Consider the following 18,689-nt stretch of genomic DNA (forward strand, 5'->3'; position numbering starts at 1 on the left):
GGACTCGGAGAGGTTCGGTCAATCACGCAGGATGCGGGGAGATCCTTCCGCAGCAATCCGCCCCCTCTCCCGCCTGCGGGAGAGGGTTGGGGTGAGGGCACGGCGCCCCCATCCGCCCTTCGGGCAGCTTCCCCCGCAGGCGGGGGAAGGGAGTCGGAAGGGTTTAGCCAATCAAGAGGTGACACGATGATCGATCTTCCCCGCCGCCGTGTGTTGCAGGCCGGACTCAGCGCTGGTACGGCGGCGCTCTTGCCGAGCATCGCGCGTGCCGCAGCAATCGCACCGGACCGTCGCACCGGCACGCTGGAAGATCTGCAACACGTGGTGATCCTGATGCAGGAAAACCGCGCGTTCGATCATTACTTCGGCAGCCTGCCGGGCGTGCGCGGGTTCGGCGATCGCTTTCCGATTCCCGCGCCGCCGCTGCCAGGTGCCCCCACACGTACGGTGTGGCTGCAACCCAGCCAGGATGGCCGCCAGTGGCTGACCCCGTTCGCACTGGATACGGCAGCGCAATTCGGCTTCATGCGCGTGCAGGGCACGCCGCATAGCTGGGTGGACGCCCAGTACGCCTGGGACCATGGACGGCTCGGGCATTGGACCGCAGCCAAGCACAACCACGCACTCGGCTATTACGGGCGTGCGGACATTCCGTTCCAGTACGCGCTGGCCGATGCATTCACCGTCTGCGATGCATACCACGCCTCGATCCAGACCGGCACCAATTCCAATCGCGTGTTTCTGTGGACCGGCAGCAACGATCCGCAGGCACGCGCCGGTGGGCCGGTGATCGGCAACTCGCACGACAACTTTGCGGAATTGGGCGGTTTCGCCGAGCCGTATCGTTGGACCACGTATGTCGAGCAGTTGCAGAGCGCCGGGGTGTCCTGGCAGATCTATCAGGACATGCGCGACAACTTCACCGACAACCCGCTCGCCGGCTTTGCGCCATTTCGCCAGGCGTTCAGCGGCGCCCCCGGCCACGATGCGCCGCTGCGCGCGCGCGGGGTGAGTACGCGCGGCGTGGAGCAATTGCGCGACGACGTGCTTGGCGGGCGTTTGCCGTCGGTGAGTTTCCTCATTGCCGATGCGGCCGGCAGCGAACATCCGGAACCGTCCAGTCCCGCACAAGGCGCCGCTTACACCGCGCGCGTGCTGGATGCGCTGACCGCCGATCCACAGGTCTGGAGCCGCACCGCGTTGCTGTTGATGTTCGACGAGAACGACGGCTTTTTCGATCACGTGCCGCCGCCGGCACCACCGTCGCTGGACCCACGTGCGGCCGGCGGCGTTGCCGGGGCATCGAGCGTGGCCACCGACGACGACTACCATCGCCACCCCGCACCCGGCGAGCAAAAGGTGGATCTGCCCGACTTGCGCGGCCGCCCCTACGGCCTGGGCCCGCGCGTGCCGCTGTACGTCATTTCGCCGTGGAGTCGCGGCGGCTGGGTGGATTCGCAGGTGTACGACCACACCTCGGTGCTGCGCCTGCTGGAACGTCGCTTCGGCGTGCCTGCACCGGAGATCACGCCGTGGCGGCGTGCGGTCTGCGGCGACCTCACCAGCGCGTTCGATTTTCGCAACGCGGATACGCGCCCGTTCGTTGCCGCGTTGCCCGATATCAGCGCCAGCGCAGCGCGCGCGGCGGCATTGCGCGAACACAGCTTGCCGCCGCTGCCGGCGACGCTGCAACCGCCGCAGCAGCCGTTCGGTGTGCGGCGCTCACGCGCGGTGCCTTATCGTCCCGCCGTGCAGCTGGCCTATGGGCAGGAGGAGCCCGGCAAGGTGCTGCTACGCATGTCCAACAGCGGCGCTGCCCTCGTGCTGCATGTCTACGACCGCTACGACCTGACCGCGATTCCGCGCCGCTACACGGTCGGCAAGGGCGCCACATTGGAAGGCAGCTGGCCCACCTACGATGGCCGCTACGATCTGTGGCTGATCGGCCCCAATGGCTTCCATCGCCACTATTGCGGCGATCTGAGCGCTGCATTGCTCACCGCCGATGTCATGCAGGATCCGAACGATCCGACCCTGCTGGCGGTAACGCTGCGCAACGCCGGCAATGCCGCCGTGCGCGTGGCGCTGCAGCCGGCGGCGTATGCGAATGCGCAGCCACACGAACGACTTGCCGTTACGCCCGGCAGCACCCAGCGACGTAGCTGGAAGGCCGGTGCAAGCGGCGGCTGGTACGACCTGTGGGTGCAACACGACGGCGCAGCCCAGCGTCTGGCCGGACGCATCGACACTGGTGCAGACAGCGTCAGCGATCCAGCCATGGGGGGACCGGCGCGGCTGCAGCAAGACATGCCTTTGTCGATCGGCGCACTCGGCTGAGCCTTGCAGCCAGGCGTGCGGTGGGAGCGCATGTCTGACTGCGTGATCAGCACGCTTGCGCACGGCCGCGCTCAGCGCGCGTCGGCCGCGTCCAGCATGCCGATCGTGCCTAACCAGGTTTCCACCAGATGCGGCCATTGCGCGATCGGCAGTGCGCCCGCGCGCAGACCGAACGCATGCCCACCTTCGGCATAGAGATGCATTTCGACCGGTACGCCGGCCTGATTGAGCGCCACGTAGTAGGCCAGCGACTGACTGACGCCATCCACCGCATCGTCCTCGGCCTGCAGCAAAAAGGTCGGCGGCGTTCTGGCAGTGACGGTGATGTCTGGCCGCAGCGACAGATGGGTCGGATCGCGCGTGGCGCCGTCTTCATCCTCGTGCGCCCACAGATGGCCAGGATAGACGGCGATGGCGAAGTCCGGGCGGCAACTCTGCGCATCCGCCGCGTCCACCGGCGGATACGTGCGCTTCGCGAAATGCGTACTGATCGCGGCCACCAGGTGTCCGCCCGCAGAAAAACCGAGCACACCGATCTTGTGCGGGTCCACGGCCAACTGGTCCGCCTGCGCGCGCACCAGCCCTAGTGCACGCTGGGCGTCCTGCAGGGCCGTTTGCACCTTCGGGTAATAGCGGCGGTCGTTGATCCAGGTCGGCCCCGAGTTCGGGACGCGGTATTTCAACAGCACACAGGTAATACCGCGCGCGGTCAGCCAGTCGCAGATTTCCGTCCCTTCCAGATCCATGGCCAGGACTTGATAGCCACCGCCGGGGAACACCAGCACCGCCGCACCGGTGTTGTGCGTTTTGGGCGTATACACCGTCATCGTCGGGCGGCTGACATCGTTGACCCTGGCCCACCACGTGCGCCCTTCGCCGGGACCGACCGATTCCGGCTTCGGATGCGGCAACGCATTGGGAACCTTGCCAGGCCAGATCGGTACCTGCACATGGCCCGGCGCCGGTTGCCAGATCTCCGCCTGCGCCGATGTGTGAGCGAGCACAAGTGCAGCGGCTGCTACTGCAAAAAGAAGCGAATTACGCATTGGGAGTGATCCAGTGGATGGCGAGAGTGGGATAGGAGTGGATGCGATGCGTTCGATTGCAGGCCTGGCAGCGCATGCGCCTGGATGTCGTGATCTGCAATGCGAGCGCGGCTGCCGCGCTCCACTGGAATGCGCGATGCCGCAAGCCTGCGGCGGCATACGCTGGGCCGCCACGCTCGCGGAGCGAGGAGATGGCTACGCCGCAGACGCGCCTAGCACCGCGACACTCAATCCGCGAGCGTCTCGCGCACCGCGACCGCCACCGCCTTCAGCGCCGCATCGCGTGCTGCGTCGTCGACCTTGGCGCCGTTCAAGTACGTCGTCAGCAGCAGTGGCGCCCGGCCCTTCGGCGGCCAGAGGATGGCGATGTCGTTGCGGGTATCGGTGCCGTTGCTGCCGGTCTTGTCGCCGATCGTCCAGTCGGGCGTGAGCCCCGCACGCAGGCAATCGTCGCCGGTGCGGTTGTCGATCATCCAGGCGGTCAGCTGCTTGCGCGAGGCCGGTTGCAGCGCGTCGCCGAGCAGCAGCGTGCGCAGCGTGGCGGCCATCGCCGCAGGGGTGGTGGTATCGCGCGGGTCGCCGGCGGCAAACCGGTTCATCTCCGGCTCGTAGCGGTCGCTGCGGGTCTGGGCATCGCCGATGCTGCGCAGGAAGGCGGTCAATCCGGCCGGGTCGCCGATCAGCGGAAACAGCAGGTTGGCGGCAGGATTGTCGCTGTAGATCATCGTGGCCCGGCACAGTTCGCCGACACTCAGCGAACCGCCGACATGGCGCTCGGTCACCGGCGCATGCTCGAGCATGTCCGAGGCACGGATCTTGACCCGTTGCGCCAGCGTCAGCCTGCCCTGGTCCACCCGCTGTAATACTGCAGCAGCCAATACAAATTTGAAGGTGCTGCACATCGGAAAGCGCTCGTCTTCACGCTGACCGATGCGCTTGCCGGTGGCGCTGTCGAGCAGGCCGATGCCCAGGCGGCCGCCGGTGCCACGTTCGATCTCCGCCCACCGTGCCCGCAGCGCATCGTCTGCCGTCATCGCCGGGGTAAGCGCCCATGCGGGTCTGGAGGCTGCAAGCAGCACGCTCGCGCCGGTGGCGCACAAGAATTGTCGACGGTTCAACATGGACTATGCCTCCTCGGGAGAGCCCGCAGTATCGGCGCAGGCTGGCCACCGGACTATTGCGATGTTTCAATCCCTGGCATGAATTGAACTAATCTCTGCGCATGCCCCGCCCTCGCCTCCCACTCAATGCCCTGCGCGCCTTCGAGGCCGCTGCGCGTCATCAGAACCTGACCCGCGCGGCCGGCGAGTTGTGCGTCAGCCAGGCCGCACTCAGTCACCAGATCAAGGCGCTGGAGCAACAGCTGGGCACCAGCCTGTTCCACCGTCTGCCGCGCGGCGTGGCGCTCACCGACGAGGGCGCGGCGTTGGCGCCGGTGCTGGGCGAGGCCTTCGACCGCATCGCCGCCACCCTGGAGCGCTTTGCCGATGGGCGCTATCGCGAGGTGCTCAGCGTGGGCGTGGTGGGCACCTTCGCCACCGGCTGGCTGCTGCCGCGAGTGCCGGCCTTTCATGCCGCGCACCCGGAGATCGAATTGCGCCTGTCCACTCACAACAACCGGGTCGACCTGGCCGGCGAAGGGCTGGATCTGGCGATCCGTTTCGGCGATGGCGACTGGCAGGGCCAGATCGCGCATGCGCTGATGGAGGCGCCGTTTGCGCCGGTGTGCGCGCCCAGCATGGCGCGCGGCTTACGCACCCCGGCCGATCTGGCGCAGCTGCCGTTATTGCGTTCGTACCGCCAGGACGAATGGCCGCAGTGGTTTCGCGCCGCGGGTGTGGCCGACGTCAGCGCACGCGGGGCGATGTTCGATTCGTCGTTGACCCTGGCCAGCGCGGCGGCGGCCGGTGCCGGCGTGGCGTTGCTGCCGCTGCCGATGTTTCGCCAGGATCTGGATGCAGGGCGCCTGGTGTGCCCGTTCCCGATCCAGATCGACGCCGGGCGCTATTGGCTCACCCGGCTGCGCTCGCGCCCGGAAGGCGACGCCGATGCGCGACTGCGCGACTGGCTGCTGGCAGAGCAACAGCGCTCCGGCTGAGCGCTCTCTGCAACTGCGTGCTCAGCGGCGCGCGGACGCCTCGATGCCCTGCACCGCCACGCGGCGAAACGCCTCGTAGTGCGCCTTGTCGGCGAACCAGTGCGGGGCGAACAACTCGAACAAGCGGTCGTTGTGATACAGCAGCAGAACGCGCTCGTTCTCGCGGTAGCGGATGTAGTCGGACCACGGCCGGCGCAGCCGCCCGTCCGCCCAGGTGATCTCCAGCCCGGTCTCGTCCCACGCATAGGTGTAGGTGTACCGCAGCGAGGCCTGCTGGGCGTGCAGGCGTTTGATCTTGCGTGGCAAGCCCCAGACGTGCAACAACGCCAGGCCGATCAAGCCGCCGCCGCCGCCGCCGATCAGCACCGGGCCGATGATTTCGCTGGCCCCGATCAGTTGAAACACCCCTGCCCCGATCAGGAGCAGGACAACCAGGAACACGATCAAGAGCTTGGCCGTATACCGTGCATGCAACCGCTGCGCGGCCAGATGGTCTTCCAGGCTGATGGTGACGGTGATCATGTTCGCGACATCCTTGTGCTTGGTTAGCTGCGCATCGTAACGCCTGCGCGTTACGCGCCCTCGATCAACTCCATCCACGCCGCTTCCGCTGCAGCCAGCTGCTGCGCCGTCGCCTCGCGGTCGCGGCCCAGCACCGCCATCTTCTCGGTGTCGGCGTAGTTGCGCGGGTTGGCCAGTTCGCGGTCGAGCTCTGCCAGCGTCGCTTCCAGCTCGCCGACGCGCTTTTCGGCGCTGGTCAGCTTGTGCGGGTTGACGGCTTTTTTCGGCGGCAGCGGTTTGGTCGGCGGCGGCGGGGTCGGCGCCACTTCGGCCATCTTCTGCTTGGTGCCTTGCGCGGCCGGGCGGCTGCGCAACCAGGCGGCGTATTCGTCCAGATCGCCATCGAACGGCTCGACCACGCCATCGGCCACACGCCAGAAGCTGTCGCAGACCAGGCCGATCAGATGGCGGTCGTGCGAGACCATCACGATGGCGCCTTCGAAATCGCTCAGCGCCTCGGCCAGCGCCTCACGCATTTCCAGATCCAAATGGTTGGTCGGTTCGTCGAGCAGCAGCACGTTCGGCTGCTGCCAGGCGATCAAGGCCAGCGCCAGGCGCGCGCGCTCGCCACCGGAGAATCCATCCACTGCTTCAAACGCGCGGTCGCCGGCGAAATTCCATTTGCCGAGGAAATCGCGGAACGCCTGATTGGAGCCATCCGGCGACAGATCGCGGAAGTGATCCATCGGCGACTGGCCTTCGTGCAACGATTCCACCGTGTGCTGGGCGAAGTAGCCGATGCGCAGATCCGGATGTGCGCTGCGCTCGCCGGCCAGCGGCGCCAGTTCGCCCACCAGCGTCTTGACCAGCGTGGTCTTGCCCGCGCCGTTGGGCCCCAGCAGGCCGATGCGGTCGCCCGCTTCCAGGCCGAAGCCGACGTCGTGCAGGATGACGGTCGCTGCGCTGCCCCCATCCGCCCTTTGGGCACCTTCCCCTGCTTGCGGGGGAAGGGTAGCGGGATAGCCCGCTTGTAGATGATTGAGACGGATCAACGAAAACGGCAGGCGATTGGGCTGCGCAAACTGGATGCGGAATTCGCGCTCGGCACGCACCGCCTCGGTGCCGGCCATCTTGGCCAGCCGCTTCATGCGGCTCTGCGCCTGGGTGGCCTTGCTGGCCTGCGCCTTGAAGCGGTCGATGAAGCTCTGCAGATGCGCGCGCTCGGCCTGTTCCTTGTCGTGCGCGATCTGCTGCTGGCGCAGGTGCTCGATGCGCTGGCGCTCGAAATCGGTGTAGCCGCCGACGTACAGCTTGGCGGTGCCGCCGTGCAGATGCAGCGTATGCGTGGCTACGTTGTCGAGGAATTCGCGGTCATGCGAAATCAGCAACAAGGTGCCCGGGTACTTGAGCAACCATTGCTCCAGCCACAGCACCGCGTCCATGTCCAAGTGGTTGGTCGGTTCGTCGAGCAGCAGCAGGTCGCTGGGCATCATCAGCGCGCGCGCCAGATTCAACCGCACCCGCCAGCCGCCGGAGAACGAGGACACCGCGCGGTGATGGGTGTCGGCCGGGAAGCCCAGGCCGTGCAGCAACTTGCCGGCACGCGCTTCGGCATCATAGGCGCCGAGTTCGGCCATCTTCTGGTGCGCGTTGGCGACCGCTTCCCAATCTTCGCGCGCGGTGGCGGCAGCTTCTTCCTGCAGCACCGCAGACACCTCGATATCGCCACCAAGCACGAACGACAGCGCCGGATCGGGCAGCGACGGGGTTTCCTGCGAGACGCTGGCGGTGCGCACCTTGCCGGGCAGATCGACATCGCCCTTGTCCGCTTCCAGTTCGCCCTTCACCGCAGCGAACAGGCTCGACTTGCCGGTGCCATTACGGCCCACCACACCGACGCGGTAGCCGGCATGCATGGTCAGGTCGACGTTGGACAACAGCAGACGCTCGCCGCGTCGCATGGAGAAGTTGCGCAGGGAAATCATTGATGGGCAGTCCGATAGAACGAAAAGGAATGAGCAGATGAGCAGCACTCCTGCGACGCCATTCTAGCGTTAACGAATAATTAGCGCCTTCGGGCTGGCCGCCATCTTCATCCACCGTGTTGCGACCAGACCCTGCCCAGCCTTGCAGGTCCTGCTTTGACCCCCGTTTCGGAGTTGCCATGAATACCCCGTTGTCCACGCTCGCAACCGCTGTCGTTGCGGCGCTGCTTGCCTCCCCCGCGCTCGCCCAGACCGCCACACCGGCCACCGCGCCCGCCAATACGCTCGACACCGTCATCGTCACCGGTACCCGCGTGTCCGACCGCACCGTGGCCGAATCGCAGTCGCCGATCGACATCATCAGCGCCGAATCGCTGCAGGCCACCGGCACCTCGGAGCTGGCCACCGCGCTGGCGCGTGCGCTGCCGTCGCTGAACTTCCCGCGCCCGGCGCTGAGCGACGGCACCAGCGCGATCCGCCCCGCGCAGCTGCGCGGCCTGTCGCCGGATCAGGTGTTGGTGCTGGTCAACGGCAAGCGCCGCCACACCTCCTCGCTGCTCAACCTCAACGGCACCATCGGCCGTGGCGCGGCGGCGGTGGATCTGAACACCATCCCGGTGGCGGCCATTGCGCGCGTGGAAGTGCTGCGCGACGGCGCTTCGGCGCAATACGGCTCCGACGCCATCGCCGGCGTGGTCAACATCGTGCTCAAGGGCGCTGAAAAGGGCGGCAGCCTGCAAGCCGGCTTCGGCCAGTATTCGGCCGGCGATGGCAGCAACTACGAGCTGTCCGGCGATACCGGCGTGGCCTACGGCGGCGAGCGTGGCTGGTTGCATGTGGCCGCCCAGCTCAATCAGCAGGACCCCACCGACCGCGCACGCGGCTATGCCGGCGCGCCCAGCGCCGCGCAGCCGGCCGTGGGCCAGAAGGCATTCAAGATCGGCGACCCCGACGTCAATGCGCAGGCGGTCTCGGCCAATACCGAATTCGCCTTCAGCGACAGCATCACAGGCTATGCGTTCGCCACCGCCAGCAACCGCGACATCACCTCGTTCGCGTTCTTCCGCGCGCCGGGCAGCACCACCCAGAACATCCTGTCGATCTATCCGCAGGGCTTTTTGCCGGAAATCCAGACCTACGCCAAGGACCGCTCGCTGGTGGCCGGCGTACGCGGCTCCACCGCCAGCGGTTGGGACTGGGATGCCAGCTACAACTACGGCTACAACCGGATCGATTTCCACACCCGCAACACGCTCAACGTGAGCCTGGGCCCGACCTCGCCAACGGCGTTCAATGACGGCGCGCTGGAGACCACGCAAAACATCGTCAACCTGGACGTCAAGCGCGGCTTCGACTGGGGCCTGGCGTACCCGGTGACGGTGGCCTTCGGTGCCGAATACCGCAACGAGAAGTGGAACCAGTCGCCGGGCGAAGTGGGCTCCTACTTCCAGGCCGGCACGCTGGCCGGTGGCGCGCAGGGCTTCGGCGGATTCGCGCCGAGCGTGTCCGGGCAGTATTCGCGTGACAGCTACGCGCTGTATGCGGATCTGGAAGCCGATTTCACCGACAAGTTCTCCGCCGGTCTGGCCGGGCGCTACGAGGACTTCAACGATTTCGGCAGCCAGGCCTCGGGCAAGGTGTCCGGGCGCTATGCGTTCACCGACAAACTCGCGCTGCGCGGCACGGTGGCGTCGGGCTTCCGCGCGCCGTCGCTGGCGCAGCAGTATTTCCAGTCCACCAGCACCACCTTCCTGGCCGGCAATCCAACGCCGTTCGAGATCCGCACCTTCCCCGCCGACAGCAGCGTGGCGCGCGCGTTGGGCTCAGAGCCACTGGATGCCGAGACCTCACTGTCCTACAGCCTGGGCCTGGTGTTGCAGCCCACCGATGCGCTCTACCTCACCATCGATGCCTACCAGATCGATGTGGACGACCGCATCGTGCTGTCGTCCAACCTCACCGGCACCGGCGTACGCAACCTGCTCGAAGCGCAGGGCATCTTTGGCATCAACGGCGGGCGCTACTTCACCAATGCGGTGGACACCCGTACGCGCGGCGTGGACGTGGTCGGCAGCTACCGCTGGCAGCTCGCAGCCAGCAGCGTGGACCTGACCGCCGGGTACAACTATTCCGAAACCGAGGTGCGCAGCGTCGCCGCCAATCCGGCCGCGTTGTCGGCCAACGGGCTGAGCCTGGAGCGCATCGACCGCACCGAGCGTGGCCGCATCGAAGAAGGCTTCCCGCGCGACAAGTTCCTGGTCAACGGCAGCTGGAATCTGGAGCACTGGACGCTGGCGCTGGGTGCCACCCGCTACGGTAAATACAGCACCCGTCCGGCCGCAGCGATCAACGACCAGACCTTCGGCGCCAAGTGGGTGGTGGATGCCTCGGCCAGCTACAAGGTCGATCGCTGGACGCTGACCCTGGGTGCGGACAACCTGCTGGACGAATACCCGGACGAGAACAACTTCGCCAACTCCACCAGCGGGCAGTTCCCGTACAGCAATCTGTCGCCGTTCGGCTTCAACGGCGCCTACGTGTACGGGCGTATCAACTACCGCTGGTAAGCGCGGCGGGTTGCGCTTGGAGGTTTGAGCCCACGCCCCGGCCCGTCCGGGGCGTGGGCGTTCTGGGCGCTGCCGCAGCTGTCGGCGCTGCCTCGCTTGCAACGTCGATGCAGCCGACGCAGGACTGCCTGATGCGTGCAGTGTCACCTCTGCGGCTGCGCCTTCCGCCGCAATGTCGGCGCAATCCACCGGCGATTCTGCGCAAAACCGCACACATGCGGCATGGATCACGTTCTGATACGAAAATTTTATAGCTTGTATTGCCGTCCAAATTGGTGCGTGCGGTGCCGCACCGCGACAGCGGTGGTGCAAGTAGCGCATCACTTTGGTGCACGATGACAACGTTGCCAGCAGCACGTCATCGATGACGGTTGCAAGCGCAACTCAACGGAAATTTGACAGGCGGTTACGCGTGGTTAATGGTTGAGAACGCAATGCAGCTGCCGCAATGGACGCGGCCTGGGAGGGGGCCCACTGCGCTGCATCCGTTCCCCACTCGGAGTTGTCACCGCATGAATTGCAAGACCAGTCCACTCGCAGCCGCCGTCGTTCTGGCCCTGTCGTTTTCCGCTTCAATCGCATCCGCGCAGTCACAAGCTCCCGCCCAGAAGACCCTCGACACCTTGATTGTGACCGGCACACGCGTGGCCGATCGCACCGTGGCCGAATCGGCGTCGCCGATCGACATCATCTCGCCACAGGCATTGGAATCGACCGGCACCACCGAATTGGCGACCGCGCTGTCACGCGCGATCCCGTCGTTGAATTTCCCACGCCCCGCCATCTCCGACGGCTCGGACGCGGTGCGTCCGGCGCAGCTGCGCGGCCTGTCGCCCGACCAGGTACTGGTGCTGGTCAACGGCAAGCGCCATCACAGCACCGCACTGATCAATCTCAACGACACCCAGGGCCGTGGTTCGTCGCCGGCCGATCTCAACACCATTCCGATCGCGGCGGTGGAGCGCATCGAAGTGCTGCGCGATGGTGCGTCGGCGCAATACGGCTCGGATGCGATCGCCGGCGTGATCAACATCGTGCTCAAGGGCAGCGGCGAAGGCGGCAGCATCAATGGCCGCTACGGCAAGTACAGCGCCGGCGACGGAGAGCAGTACCAGCTGTCCGGCGATGCCGGTTTCAGCTTCGCCGGCACCGGCAAGGTGCATCTGGCTGCGCAGGCCGGGCACTCGGACCAGACCAACCGCGCATTGCCGTTTGGCGGCCGCGTGGAGCAGCGTTACGGCGATCCGGAGATCGACCAGGGCGCGGTCTCGTTCAACGGCGAATACAGCCCCACCGATTACCTGACCTTCTACTCGTTCGGTATGGTCAGCCGCCGCGAAGTGCTGTCCAACGGCTATTTCCGCTTTGCCGGCGATAACCGCAACCGCCCGGAAATCTATCCGGACGGCTTCCTGCCGCAGATCTACAACGTCAGCAAGGACGTGTCGTGGGTGGGCGGTTTGAAGACCTCCACCGAAGGCGGCCTGAACATCGATCTGAGCTACAACTATGGCCAGAACAACCTCACCTTCGATGTGCGCAACAGCTTGAACAACAGCCTGGGCCTGGCCAGCCCGACCGACTTCCATGCCGGCACGCTGGAAGTGACCCAGAACGTGCTCAACGCCGACTTCACCAAGACGCTCGACTGGGGCCTGGCCTACCCGGTCACGCTGGCCTTCGGTGCGGAATGGCGCGGCGAGAAGTTCAATCAGTCGCCTGGCGATGCGGCATCCTCGGCCAACGGTGGCATTCCGTCGGCGGCAGGTACGCTGATCCCGGGCGCGCAGGTGTTTCCGGGCTTCAAGCTCTCCGATGCCGGCTATTACAACCGCAACAGCCACTCCGCGTACGTGGACCTGGAAGCGGATCTGACCGAGAAATTCTCGGCCGGTCTGGCCGGTCGCTACGAGAAGTACAGCGACTTCGGCGATACCGCGACCGGCAAGCTGTCGATGCGCTACGCATTCACTGACAAGGTGGCGCTGCGTGCCACTGCATCCACCGGCTTCCGTGCGCCGTCGTTGCAGCAACAGAACTTCCAGTCGATCGCCACCCAGTTCCTCAACGTGGCCCAGCCCAACGGGACGACCTCCGCGATCCCGTTCGAGATCGGCACCTTCCGCACCGACAACCCGGCCGCCATCGCACTCGGCGCCGAGCCGTTGAAGGCCGAGGAATCCAACAACTATGGGCTTGGCGTGGTGCTGCAGCCGGTCGAAAACCTGTACATCACGGTCGATGCGTATCGCATCGATATCGATGACCGCATCGTGCTGTCGGAGAACCTGACCTCTGACCAAGTGCGCGGCTACCTGCAGGCCAATGGCTTTCCCGGTATCGGCGGCGGGCGCTACTTCACCAATGCGGTGGATACCAAGACCCAGGGCGTGGATGCAGTCGGTACCTATCGCTGGAACCTGGACGGCAGCAGCGTCGAGCTGACCTCCGGCTACAACTACAACAAGACCGAGGTGGAACGGGTCGCCGATAACCCGGCCGCACTGGAAGCGATTGCCCCCGGCACCGTGCGCATCGGCCGCGCGGAGCTGGGCCGGATCACCGAAGGCACGCCGCGCGACAAGTTCTTCCTGGGCGGCACTTGGGCACCGGGCAACTGGTCGTTTACCGGCACCGCCACGCGCTGGGGCGAGTTCACCACCTTCGGCACCAACGCCGGCAGCGACCAGACCTATGCGGCCAAGTGGACGCTGGACCTGGCCGCCTCCTACAAGCTGGGCGCCTGGAACTTCACCGTCGGCGGCGACAACGTGCTCAACGAATATCCGGACCGCCAGGAAGCCGGGCTGGGCACCCGCAACTACCTGCCCTACAGCAGCGCCTCGCCGTTCGGCTTCAACGGTGCGCTGGTGTACGCCAACGTGAGCTACAAGTGGTAAAGCGCTGCGCGCTGGTCGGCAACGGCCAGCGCTTGTCCTGCCTCGCAAAACGCACCACGCACCACGCACCACGCAGCGCTGAGGCGCTGCAGGTAACGCCGCAGCATCGCTCCCCCTCGCGCATCGATGCGCGAGGGGGAGATCAACGCTCTTCTTCAGCAAGGATGCGCAACGCAGCAGCATGGCTGCGTCACCGGCCGACGTCATTGCTGCACACGCCGTCTCCGCGACGCGGAATGCATCTGGCGCGCAAGCACGACGGGCCACGCAGTACGCAGTCGCATTCCAGTCGCACTCCCCCGAGCAACACGCGCATTTCCTTACCTGCGTCCATCATCCCCTTTGAGTCTCCATTCCCATGCACACCTCCAACGCACTCTCGCTTGCGATCTCGGTCGCACTCACCGTCTGCACGTTTGCTGCCAGTGCGCAATCGCAGCCTGCCCAGCCGCAGAAAACCCTCGATACCCTGATCGTCACCGGTACGCGCGTGAGCGACCGCACGGTGGCCGAATCCGAATCGCCGATTGACATCATCACCGAGCAATCGCTGCAGGCCACCGGTGCCACCGACATCGCCACCGCGCTCGGCAAGCTGCTGCCCTCACTGAACTTCCCGCGCCCGGCGATCTCCGACGGCAACGACGCAGCGCGCCCGGCCACGCTGCGCGGGCTGTCGCCGGATGCGGTGCTGGTGCTGGTCGATGGCAAGCGTTATCACACCTCGTCGTTGATCAACTACAACCCGTATGTCGGCCGCGGCTCTGCGCCTGCCGACCTGAACTCGCTGCCGATGTCGGCGATCGCGCGTATCGAGGTGCTGCGCGATGGCGCGTCGGCGCAATATGGCTCCGATGCGATCGCCGGCGTGGTCAACATCGTGCTCAAGCATGGTGCCGACGCCGGCAGCAACAGCATCTCGGTCAACGGCGGCATCATGGACAAGGGCGATGGCGAGCAGAACGGTCTCGATGGCTCGGTCGGCCTGCCGTTCGGTGGAAGCGGCGGCGATACCGCACCGGGCTGGGTGCGGCTGTCATGGAATTACCAGAACACCATGAGCACCAATCGCGGCGAGAACACCAATCGCGCCACCACCGTGCCTGGCGCCTTCAATCCCAGCGGCGTGCCGTATCAACGCCACGGCGACCCGGCGTCCACGTTCTATCAAGGGCTGGCCGCATTCGGCTATACGTTCTCGCCGAATCTGGAACTGTACGGCCACCTCAGCATGAGCCGTCGCGAAGTCACCTCCAACGGTTACTACCGCGCAGCCGACAATCCCAGCCGCAACGTGCAGGCCATTTATCCCAACGGTTTTCTGCCGCAGATCTACAACCCGGTCAACGATCGCTCGGCCGTGTTCGGCATCAAGGGCAGCACCGCCAGCGAGTGGAATTGGGACGTGTCGGCCACTTATGGCAAGAACGACATGACCTTCAATATCCTCAACACCATCAACACCAATCTGTACTGGACCACCGGCAGCTCGCCGACCACCTTCAATTCCGGCGGCTTCGAAACCGAGCAGGGCACGGTCAACCTGGACGTCAACAAGTCCTTCGATTGGGGCCTGGCGTATCCGGTCAATGTCGCCTTCGGCGCCGAGCATCGCCAGGATCGTTATCAGATCACCGCTGGCTCGCCGGAGTCCTATTTCTTCGATCCGAACACCATCGACCCGAGCACCGACGCGCCCTACCCGGGCGGTGCGCAGGTGTTCTCCGGCCTGGAGCCGACGGTGGCCGGCAAGTTCGGCCGTCACAGCAATGCGGTCTATGCCAACCTGGAAGCGGACCTGACCGACAAGCTGTCCGGCGGCATTGCCGGGCGCTATGAAAACTACAGCGATGCCGGCTCCACGCGCTCGGGCAAACTGTCGGCGCGCTACGCGTTCAGCGATACGTTCTCGCTGCGCGGCACCATCTCCAACGGCTTCCGCGCACCGTCGCTGGCGCAGCAGAACTACGCCTCGGTGGTCACGCTGATCCAGAACGGCGAGCTGGTGCAGGTCGGCACCTACCGCACCTCCGACCCGGTCGCAGTTGCGCTTGGCGCGCGGCCGCTGAGCCCGGAAAAATCCACCAACTACGGCATCGGCGGCGTCTGGCAACCGACCGCCAATTTCACCTCCAGCCTGGACGTCTACCAGATCCGTATCTGGGACCAGATCCTGTACTCGGATCAATTGCAGCTCGCCGAGCCGATCGGGCAGGTGGCCGCCGTGCAGTTCTTCGTCAACGGTGCCACCAGCCGCACCCGTGGCGTTGACTGGATCAACAGCTACCTCGCCGACCTGGGCGAATACGGCAAGCTCAATCTCACTGCCAGCGCCAACTACAACAAGACCACGATCCTGGAGTTGTCCAACCCCAACTTCGGACGCGCCAGCCAGGGCCTGCTCACCGATGCAACGCCGCGCACCAAGTACATGGCTGCGGCAGACTGGTCGATCGGCGGATTTGCGCTGAACTTCAACGCCACCCGCTACGGCTCGGTCAAGCGCATCAGCGACCCGGCCGATGGCAGCCAGGACCAGACCTACGACGCGCGCTGGCTGCTGAATCTGGCCGCCAGCCAGACCTGGAACCAGTTCACCTTCACCGTGGGTGCGGACAACATCACCAACCAGTATCCGACCAAGGCGCAGCTGACCACGGCCTACGACGACCGCGCCGGCGGCCTGCAGTATTCGTCGTTGTCGCCGTTCGGCTTCAACGGACGCTACTGGTACGGCAAGGTCACCTACCGGTTCTGATCTGCACTCACGGCATCGGCAACATCGCAAAGATGGCTGCGATGTTGCCGACTGCCGGCATGCGAGGTCGCGCGCACGCGTCGACTTCGCAGATTGCACGTCTGCAACGTCGACCGGCGTTACCGCCTGCGATCTGCGGTCTGCATGTGGCCTGATGGCGTCACGCGATCAGGCACGCGTGCAGTGATAGAGGCGCCCGATACCGCCTGTCCTGCCCACGTCGCATCACGCATCGATGCAACGGCGCATGTCCGTCGGCCACAGCGCTGCGCCGCCGCTTGTCGCTGCCGTCGCGGACGTACGCGGTGGCAACGCGCTGACTGCAGGCAACGAGGTGCATCGATGGCAAACGCAAACAGCCCCGAACGCGGGGCTGTTTGCGTTTTTGGCGCATCCATAAGCCACGTGTCGCATCGCGTTAATCAAGCGCTGTGTACTATGGGCGTCCGGCCACCCGGACCAGCAACGCGGTCCCGGTCTCCCCCGCGCCGGACCCCAGCCATGACCACGCAATGCCCGCAGGCGACGCCCGGCGCAGTGCCGTTGGCTGGTCGCGCCCGCGATGCTCTCTCGGACACTCTCACAACGGATTGGAATGCATCACGACACCAGCCTCATCGATATCATCGCCGTCGGCCTCGCGGTCGCTTTCGTGCTGGGCACGCTCGCACAGAAAGTGAAACTCTCGCCGCTGGTCGGCTACCTGCTGGCCGGTGTCTGCGTCGGGCCATTCACGCCCGGCTTCGTGGCCGACCAGACCATGGCCAACCAGCTGTCCGAGCTGGGTGTGATGCTGCTGATGTTCGGGGTAGGCCTGCACTTCTCGCTCGATGATCTGATGGAAGTGAAGTGGATCGCGGTGCCTGGCGCGTTGGCGCAGATCGTGGTCGCCACACTGCTCGGTTGGGCGCTGGCCTGGAGCATGGGCTGGTCGTTGATGCACGGCCTGGTGTTCGGGCTGGCGTTGTCGGTGGCCAGCACGGTGGTGCTGCTGCGCGCACTGGAAGAACGCCGCCTGCTGGAAACCCAGCGCGGCCGCATCGCGGTGGGCTGGCTGATCGTCGAAGACTTGGTCATGGTGATTGCGCTGGTCATGTTGCCGGCCTTGGCCGAGGTGCTCGGCACCGGCACACCGGCGGCCGCACCCCCAGGCGAGTCCACCTCGCTACTGGCTGCGCTCGGTTTGACCGTGTTGAAAATGGTGGCGTTCGTGGCCGTGATGCTGGTGGTCGGGCGCCGGGTGATTCCGTGGTCGTTGGAAAAAGTGGCCGCCACCGGCTCGCGCGAGTTGTTCACCCTGGCCGTGCTCGGTATCGCGCTGGGCGTGGCGTTCGTGTCGGCCACGCTGTTCGGCGTGTCGTTCGCGCTGGGGGCATTCTTCGCCGGCATGTTGTTGAAGGAATCCGAGCTCAGCCACAAGGCCGCCAGCGATTCGCTACCGTTGCGCGATGCCTTCGCGGTGCTGTTCTTCGTCTCGGTGGGCATGCTGTTCGACCCGATGATCCTGGTCGAGCACCCGTGGCAGGTGCTGGCCACGTTTCTGACCGTCACCGTGGGCAAGTCGCTGGCCGCGTTCGTGATCGTGCGTGCGTTCGGCCACCCCACCGGTACCGCACTGACCATTTCCACCAGCCTGGCGCAGATCGGCGAGTTCTCCTTCATCCTGGCCGGCCTGGGCGTGCAGCTGGCGATCCTGCCCGAGACCGGGCGCGACCTGATCCTGGCCGGCGCGCTGCTGTCGATCATCGCCAACCCGTTCCTGTTCTCGTGGCTGGATCGCTGGCAGGCCAAGCAGGCGCAGGACGCCCCGGCAACGGTGGAGCCGGAACTGCCGCCCGGCCCGGCGCTGCCGCTGGATGGCCATGCGATCGTGATCGGCTACGGCCGCGTGGGCAGCGCGCTGGCGCAATTGCTGCGCAGTCGCGGGGTGCCGGTGCTGGTAATCGACGACAACAGCGACCACGTGGCCAAGGCGCATGCGGCCGGCATTCCCGGCATCCGCGGCAGTGCGGCGGCCGACCGCGTGCTTGCCGAAGCCCGCCCGGAGCACGCCAAGATCGCGATTCTTGCGATCCCGCAGCCGCTGGAAGCCGGCGAGGCGCTGGCCAAGCTGCGTGCAATCAATCCCTCGCTGACCTTGCTGGCACGTGCGCATAGCGATGCCGAGGTCAAGCATCTGCTCGAACACGGCGCCGACGGCGCAGTGCTGGCCGAACGCGAGCTGGCCTATTCGCTGGCCGAGATGGTGATGTCCACGCCGCCGTATCGGGCATTGCGCGTACCGGCGTCGTAACCGCAGCGCGGCATCACGCGAGGCTGCAGAGACCCCAAACCCGCCGGCAGCCGCTGCGGGATTTTTGTTGCCCGCAAGTGTTCAGTGCGGAACGGCCCGCCCCATGCATTGAGCAAACTGCGACCAGGGCACCGAAAACTGCCCATCAGATCCACTTGATAATCATTCCCATCCGGAGCAGGATGAGCGCCCGTTTCCTTGCGG

General features: G+C 65.8%; 10 protein-coding genes. 6 read left to right on the forward strand and 4 right to left on the reverse strand.

The genetic code is table 11. The annotated features are described in order from the left end of the window. Positions 1 to 186: 186 nt before the first annotated feature. Entirely contained in the window at positions 187 to 2,337 is a 2,151-nt protein-coding gene (locus GGR62_RS07015; protein ID WP_184407200.1) for a phospholipase C, phosphocholine-specific, read from the forward strand. 71 nt (positions 2,338 to 2,408) lie between these two features. On the opposite strand, the gene GGR62_RS07020 is transcribed toward GGR62_RS07015, so the two are convergent. Next, positions 2,409 to 3,383, reverse strand: a complete 975-nt coding sequence (locus GGR62_RS07020; protein WP_184407226.1) for an alpha/beta hydrolase — start codon at positions 3,381 to 3,383, stop codon at positions 2,409 to 2,411. A gap of 227 nt (positions 3,384 to 3,610) precedes the next feature. Then, complete coding sequence (gene bla, locus GGR62_RS07025; protein WP_184407201.1) at positions 3,611 to 4,504, reverse strand: class A beta-lactamase; 894 nt, start codon at positions 4,502 to 4,504, stop codon at positions 3,611 to 3,613. 101 nt (positions 4,505 to 4,605) lie between these two features. Here bla and ampR point away from each other — a divergent pair, with 101 nt between their 5' ends. Next, the gene (ampR, locus tag GGR62_RS07030) at positions 4,606 to 5,481 is read left to right on the forward strand and encodes a LysR family transcriptional regulator AmpR (RefSeq protein ID WP_184407202.1); all 876 of its coding nucleotides are present in this window, start codon (positions 4,606 to 4,608) and stop codon (positions 5,479 to 5,481) included. Between the two features lie 21 nt (positions 5,482 to 5,502). Here the strand turns inward: ampR and GGR62_RS07035 are convergent, their stop codons facing one another. Together GGR62_RS07035 and GGR62_RS07040 are read right to left on the reverse strand one after the other, a co-directional pair. Further along, the gene (locus tag GGR62_RS07035) at positions 5,503 to 6,003 is read right to left on the reverse strand and encodes a YcxB family protein (RefSeq protein ID WP_184407203.1); all 501 of its coding nucleotides are present in this window, start codon (positions 6,001 to 6,003) and stop codon (positions 5,503 to 5,505) included. Between the two features lie 50 nt (positions 6,004 to 6,053). After that, positions 6,054 to 7,967, reverse strand: coding sequence for an ABC-F family ATP-binding cassette domain-containing protein (locus tag GGR62_RS07040; RefSeq protein WP_184407204.1), 1,914 nt, complete (start codon positions 7,965 to 7,967; stop codon positions 6,054 to 6,056). Positions 7,968 to 8,146: 179 nt separating this feature from the next. Between GGR62_RS07040 and GGR62_RS07045 the strand changes: the two genes are divergently transcribed. From GGR62_RS07045 to ybaL, 4 genes are all read left to right on the forward strand, one after another. Further along, the gene (locus GGR62_RS07045) at positions 8,147 to 10,534 is read left to right on the forward strand and encodes a TonB-dependent receptor (protein ID WP_184407205.1); all 2,388 of its coding nucleotides are present in this window, start codon (positions 8,147 to 8,149) and stop codon (positions 10,532 to 10,534) included. Positions 10,535 to 11,046: 512 nt separating this feature from the next. After that, positions 11,047 to 13,434, forward strand: coding sequence for a TonB-dependent receptor (locus tag GGR62_RS07050; protein WP_184407206.1), 2,388 nt, complete (start codon positions 11,047 to 11,049; stop codon positions 13,432 to 13,434). Between the two features lie 358 nt (positions 13,435 to 13,792). Then, positions 13,793 to 16,192, forward strand: coding sequence for a TonB-dependent receptor (locus tag GGR62_RS07055; RefSeq protein ID WP_184407207.1), 2,400 nt, complete (start codon positions 13,793 to 13,795; stop codon positions 16,190 to 16,192). 595 nt (positions 16,193 to 16,787) lie between these two features. Beyond that, positions 16,788 to 18,485 (forward strand): YbaL family putative K(+) efflux transporter, encoded by a 1,698-nt coding sequence (gene ybaL, locus GGR62_RS07060; RefSeq protein ID WP_184407208.1) that lies wholly within the window; start codon positions 16,788 to 16,790, stop codon positions 18,483 to 18,485. The last annotated feature ends 204 nt before the right edge of the window (positions 18,486 to 18,689 follow it).

Origin of the sequence: Xanthomonas sp. 3075, from assembly GCF_014197275.1 — a bacterium.
Classification (GTDB): Bacteria; Pseudomonadota; Gammaproteobacteria; order Xanthomonadales; family Xanthomonadaceae; genus Xanthomonas; species Xanthomonas campestris_B.